The organism is Acidithiobacillus sp. TH-A35 (genome assembly GCF_057473505.1).
Genome location: NZ_JBYCKR010000255.1, coordinates 1 through 5,076, shown reverse-complemented (window position 1 = coordinate 5,076; position 5,076 = coordinate 1). Strand labels below are relative to the sequence as shown.

The window sequence follows — 5,076 nt, the reverse complement described above, 5'->3', positions numbered from 1 at the left end:
ACATAGTTTCCGAGGTGATGAACCTTTTTTACTGCAAACTCACCCGTCTCGTCTTTTTCAAATTTCACCCCCCATTTGTCCAGTCTTTGAATCATCTGAAAACTATTACTGGCGTAAGCCAATATAGCTTTCTGATTTACAATCCCGTCATTGGCAATGGTTATTTCACGTACATATTGCTCAGGAGTAGCATGCCCTGGAATCACCGCGTTATTCAAGCCATCCATGCCCATGGATATCGCCCCACTTCGCTTTACATTTGCCTTCTCAATGAGCATGACGTTTAGCCGTGGATTAGCTTCCTTGGCTCTGATCGCCGCCATGGGTCCGGCAGTACCTCCGCCCACCACAAGAATGTCAACTTCCTTTTCCGCATATTCCGCACTCATTCGTCCGCCCTCTCAATTACGCCTAAGACTGATCATATATTTCAATGCGTCACCACGATAATAAATGTGCTCATAATCAATGGGTACGTCTTCCGCCGTGTAAGTGAGCCGCTCCATTCTGAGAATGGGAGATCCTGCCTCTATTTTCAGAAGCCGAGAAAGTGCATCATCTGACAGTATTGACTCCAATTGAATCTCCGCACGGCCAAGCTGAAGACCATACTTATTTTCCAGGATGACAAAGATATCTTGCGTCGCGAGGTCCTCTAGAATTAATCGCCTACCAATACTGCTTGGCACATAAGTAATGTCTACAGATATCGGTTCCCTATTCAAGTAGCGTAACCTTCTAATTTCCATAATATCCGCACTTTCACATTTCAATTTCGATCTTACTGTACTATTCTCGATTATTTCCCTTGCGCCAAGAAACGTCGAAAATGTCTCATGCCCTTTTGCTATCATGGCCTCGCCGAAGCCCTGGAGGGAAATTAATTCTTGTGTAGCTTTCGGTCTGGAAACAAATGAACCTTTACCGGGGACTTTAAATATCAGACCATCTGATTGCAGATCTCTCAGTGCTTGCCTCACCGTGGTTCTGCTCACGTTAAAGAATTTGACCATGTCACTTTCCGATGGCATCTGAGAGTGTGGTGGGTACGTTCCATCCAGAATACTGGACCGTATTTGCTCTTTCAGTTGTAAATACAGTGGATGCATTGAGGTAATAGTTGTGCAGGTGTGTTTTGTGGATGTCATCGCTACTGATTCCGTTGTGATACCTGTAGGAACAGGTAGCAATATCAATGCCAGGAATCCCATACTATAAATATCATATGAATCATTGCGATATTCTCATCGAAAGAACACCAACATTTAAAACGCACTATTAAAGTGCGCCATTAAAGTGCATCGCACTAAAATTGGGCGTAACGGTAGTCCGGCGGAGGCATGGCTCTCGCGCCTGATCGACACGCGCTCCACGAACCGAACGCGCGCCCGGTGGCGTAAGCGCGACGATCACCCCTTGCGGTAGCAAGGCGGGTGGTGCATTCGAGTCGTGTGCTGGTGTGGGATTCCGTGCAGGGCATATCAAAGCCCCCGGCGTTTGAAGCGCACGCTTTAAAACCCGTGAGCGGATGAAAACGGACGGCACCAGGACGCGCCGTCCGCGAGAGGTAGGGATTTATTTCTGGTACTGCTTCCGCCGGAACAGATCAATCTTCCGCGAGACCAGTCGGTCCAGAAAAAGAAAACCGTCGAGATGATCCATTTCATGCTGGATGGCTCGAGCCTCGAAGCCTTCGCACTCATAACTCCGCTCTCGTCCCGAGGCATCCTGCGCCTGCACTTGTATGCGTTCGGCGCGGATGACGTTGCCGGTAAAGTCCGGCACCGACATGCAACCTTCCCGGCCCACCGCCATGCCCTCCCACGCCGCCAACTCGGGATTGATCAACACCATGAGCCCGTGGCAGTCCTCCCCCAGTTTGGGACGCACGTCGACGATCACGATGCGCTGCGGACGGTCCACCTGTGGCGCCGCGATACCCACACCCCCCGGACCGGCATACATGGTCTCCGTCAGATCATCGATAAAATGGTGCAGATCGTCGTCAAATACGCTGACCGGCTCGGCCTTGCGCTGCAGTCTGGGGTCCGGATAGGTCAGAATGGAAAGCACCGCCATCAGAACACCGCCGCCTCGATGGGATGCACACCGATTTCCACCCCTTCCCTCTCCCGCAACGGCACCACGGCCTTGCGGACACTCTCCACACCCTCTGGCGCATAGCCTTGAATGACCATCACATAGAGTGGCCGCTCGGCACTGCCGGAACTCTCGCTTTCCAGATCAATCACATTGAAACCGATGGCCGCCAGGGCCCCGGTGACGCCCGCGACAATGCCCGGATGATCGGCCCCGTAAACGGTGACCCGGGTGTTCGGCATATCTGCGGTCAGCGCCACGCTGGAGATAGGGTCCAGATGCACCCGCAGATTAAGGCGTTTGATGGCCGGGTCCAGCGCCATTTCCACGGAACCCAGATCACGCGGATAATCGATGACCTGCATAATGGTGAAGTAACCACCGAGACGCATCATCGAGGCATCACCGATGGAGCAGTCTGCAGTGAACAGGGCTTGGGTGACAGCGGCGACGATACCGGGGCGATCTTCGCCGATGACGGTGAGAAGGGCTTGACTCATCCTAGACTCCTATAGCGAGGGCTTTCGCCTGTACGAGATAACGAAAACAGTATTCCAACAATTCGAGATGATGCCTGGCCGCCAGGAAATCCAGGCCCCAGGCCGTCACCCCGTGCTGATGAATCAGCGCACCGGGAACGCGAGGCAGCGCCTGGGAAAAGGCCTTGTCCATATCTTCGGCAATTTGGGTGACGTTCACATGATTGGCGAAGACCGGCAGATCCACCTGCGGCTCGGCATCGGGCACGCCCAGACCTTTGAGCATTTCCAGAGCTGGCAGGCGCAACCGGCCCTGCTGCGCAAAGTGCCCGCAGAGATTGGCCTCGACCGAGTGGACGTGGAAAATGACCCGGGCGTCAGGCACATGCCGGTAGACCACCTCGTGGATGGCGACTTCGGCAGAGGGTTTACGTCCCGGCGGCGCCTGCACAACCCGACCCCGCAAATTCACCAGGACAAAATCCCCGGCGCCCAACTGATCCTTGGGGCGACCGCTGGCGGTAATCCAGAAAGCGTCTGCATCGCTGCGTGCCGACAGGTTGCCCGCGGTGCCCAGCATCCAGCCCCGCGCATAAAAATCGCGGGCCGCCGCCGCGAGATGGGTACGCGGATCATGGTGCATGGGCAGGCACCCGCCACCAGCCGCGTTGCGCAAGGGCAGCGCTCACATCCCGAAAATCATCAAAGGGCAGGAAGGCCCTCCCTTCCTTCCGCAGATATTCCGCAAGACGGTCCCGTGCACAAACCAGGGGACACTGCCGGGCCACCCGCAAATCGGTGATGGAGTCCCCAATGCAGACGGCATCCTCGGGTTGATAGTGCGCGGTCACGGCGGCCTTGGCCACCAGTTCATGGTCATCCTGCCAGGGCGAGAACACCCGCAGGTATTCGCCGGTGATATCTGCCTCAAGACCATGGATGGCGTAAATTTCCTGACGATAGGGGGCGAGGACGATCTCGGCCATGCGCGTGAAACCGCCGGTGACGACGATAAAGGGGATATCGGCCTTTTTGGCATGGGCCAGCAACCCGGCCAGCCCCGGACGCAACGCCGTGCCTTGTACAAAATCCTCCAACTCCGGCCAGCGCCGCGCGGGGATGGTGCCGAGCACCTGGGGCAAGCCATCGCGCAGGGTCAGACGCTGCGCATAGATTTCCGGCAGCACCCGGGCGGCGGCCTCCGGCGCAAAATGGCGCATAAGGGCCACGAAAACTTCGGCCTCGGTGATGGTGCCGTCGAAGTCACAAAAAATGGCCCTTTGCATCAGCCCTGCCCCCATTTTTCCACCGCCGCCCGCAGGGGTCCGGCGGGCAAATCTTCCAGAGCGCGCGGCGCCGCATGCTGCCAGCGCTCGATGGCCTCGTGAAAAGCCAGCACCCCACTCGCGGGGCCCTGGGGATGGTCCATAATCCCGGTCCCCGCATTGAGGATGACCTCGGTTCCATAGTCATCGAGGATGCGCCCCACCATGCCGGGATGCACGCCCGCCGAAGGCACCGGCGCCACGCCCCGCGCCCGCAGCGCGGCGACGATGGCCCATTCGTCCGCCGCGGCGAAAGGCAGGCTGCCATAATGGGCCGGATAGAGCACCGCATCCGCGCCACCATAGGCCATCAACGTACCCAGCAAGGCCCCATAGGCAAAACCGTAATCCGGCGCGCCACACCAGGCGCCCGCCAGGGAGGGATGGGTGAAGATCGGCACATCGATGTCGGGATCGGCGGCCAGTGCCTCCAGTACCGGAAAACCATACGCCAGCACATTCAGGAGCAGCGCATTAGCGCCGGCGGCCACCAGTTGCAGCGCCAGCGTCTGCACCTGCTGGGCATTCCCCGAGAGATTCACCGCATAGAGCAAATCACGACCCGTCTGATCACGCCGCGCCGCGATCACCGGCGCGCAGGCCTCCCAGCGCGCCAGGGTCGCCGCCATCAGCAGGTCCGGGAGGATTTCGTCATCCTTGATGACATCCAGCCCGGCAACGGCAACCTCCGCCAGAATCGCGGCATGGTCCGCCGCCGTCAGCCCCAGTGCCGGTTTGAAGATGGCCATAACCAAGGGCCGTTCCTGTACCCCCAGTCGTTCGCGGATGCCATCCAGCCCGAAGCGCGGCGCCTGTCCGAAGCGCTCCGGCAGACGGATCGCCGTTACCTTCGCGGGACCCGCCAGAGAGTATTTGCCGAAAATCATCGTGAGGAGGCTGCCGAGACGACCATCCACATTGGCGGCGGGGAAGCGCACCGTGGCCTGATGCCGCCCAGCCGCAAGTTCGGCAATGGCGATCACTTCCCCCAGATGGCCGCGCAACTGCGCCTCCCGGTGCTGAAAGCGTGCATCCCAGCTCCCTGCAGTCTGGCCGATGGCAATGGCCTGCGCCTGCCGCCGGGCGTCTACCCCGGCGGGAAACTGGTAATCGACCTCAATAAAAGCCGTCATGGGTTGGGGAAATGCTGAAGGGCACGATCCGTATAATGC

Annotated in this window: 7 protein-coding genes; all 7 read right to left on the bottom strand. The window is 58.2% G+C overall.

Annotated features, from left to right (window positions below; genetic code table 11):
• Nucleotides 1–389: FAD-binding protein (locus AC2VNK_RS08535; protein ID WP_486883458.1), on the bottom strand; the 389-nt coding region annotated here is incomplete at its 3' end.
• 12 nt (nucleotides 390–401) lie between these two features.
• Nucleotides 402–1,109, bottom strand: a complete 708-nt coding sequence (locus AC2VNK_RS08530; RefSeq protein ID WP_486883460.1) for a GntR family transcriptional regulator — start codon at nucleotides 1,107–1,109, stop codon at nucleotides 402–404.
• Nucleotides 1,110–1,575: 466 nt separating this feature from the next.
• On the bottom strand, nucleotides 1,576–2,079 hold the full coding sequence (gene def / locus AC2VNK_RS08525) for a peptide deformylase (protein ID WP_291523928.1): 504 nt from the start codon (nucleotides 2,077–2,079) through the stop codon (nucleotides 1,576–1,578).
• Nucleotides 2,079–2,600 (bottom strand): glycine cleavage system transcriptional repressor, encoded by a 522-nt coding sequence (locus AC2VNK_RS08520; RefSeq protein ID WP_291523930.1) that lies wholly within the window; start codon nucleotides 2,598–2,600, stop codon nucleotides 2,079–2,081. The genes def and AC2VNK_RS08520 overlap by 1 nt, the downstream gene beginning before the upstream one ends.
• A gap of 1 nt (nucleotide 2,601) precedes the next feature.
• Nucleotides 2,602–3,222, bottom strand: coding sequence for a methylthioribulose 1-phosphate dehydratase (mtnB, locus tag AC2VNK_RS08515; RefSeq protein ID WP_291523932.1), 621 nt, complete (start codon nucleotides 3,220–3,222; stop codon nucleotides 2,602–2,604).
• Nucleotides 3,212–3,865, bottom strand: a complete 654-nt coding sequence (locus tag AC2VNK_RS08510; RefSeq protein WP_486883457.1) for an HAD-IB family phosphatase — start codon at nucleotides 3,863–3,865, stop codon at nucleotides 3,212–3,214. The genes mtnB and AC2VNK_RS08510 overlap by 11 nt, the downstream gene beginning before the upstream one ends.
• On the bottom strand, nucleotides 3,865–5,037 hold the full coding sequence (locus tag AC2VNK_RS08505) for a RuBisCO large subunit C-terminal-like domain-containing protein (protein ID WP_486883459.1): 1,173 nt from the start codon (nucleotides 5,035–5,037) through the stop codon (nucleotides 3,865–3,867). The genes AC2VNK_RS08510 and AC2VNK_RS08505 overlap by 1 nt, the downstream gene beginning before the upstream one ends.
• Nucleotides 5,038–5,076: the final 39 nt, after the last annotated feature.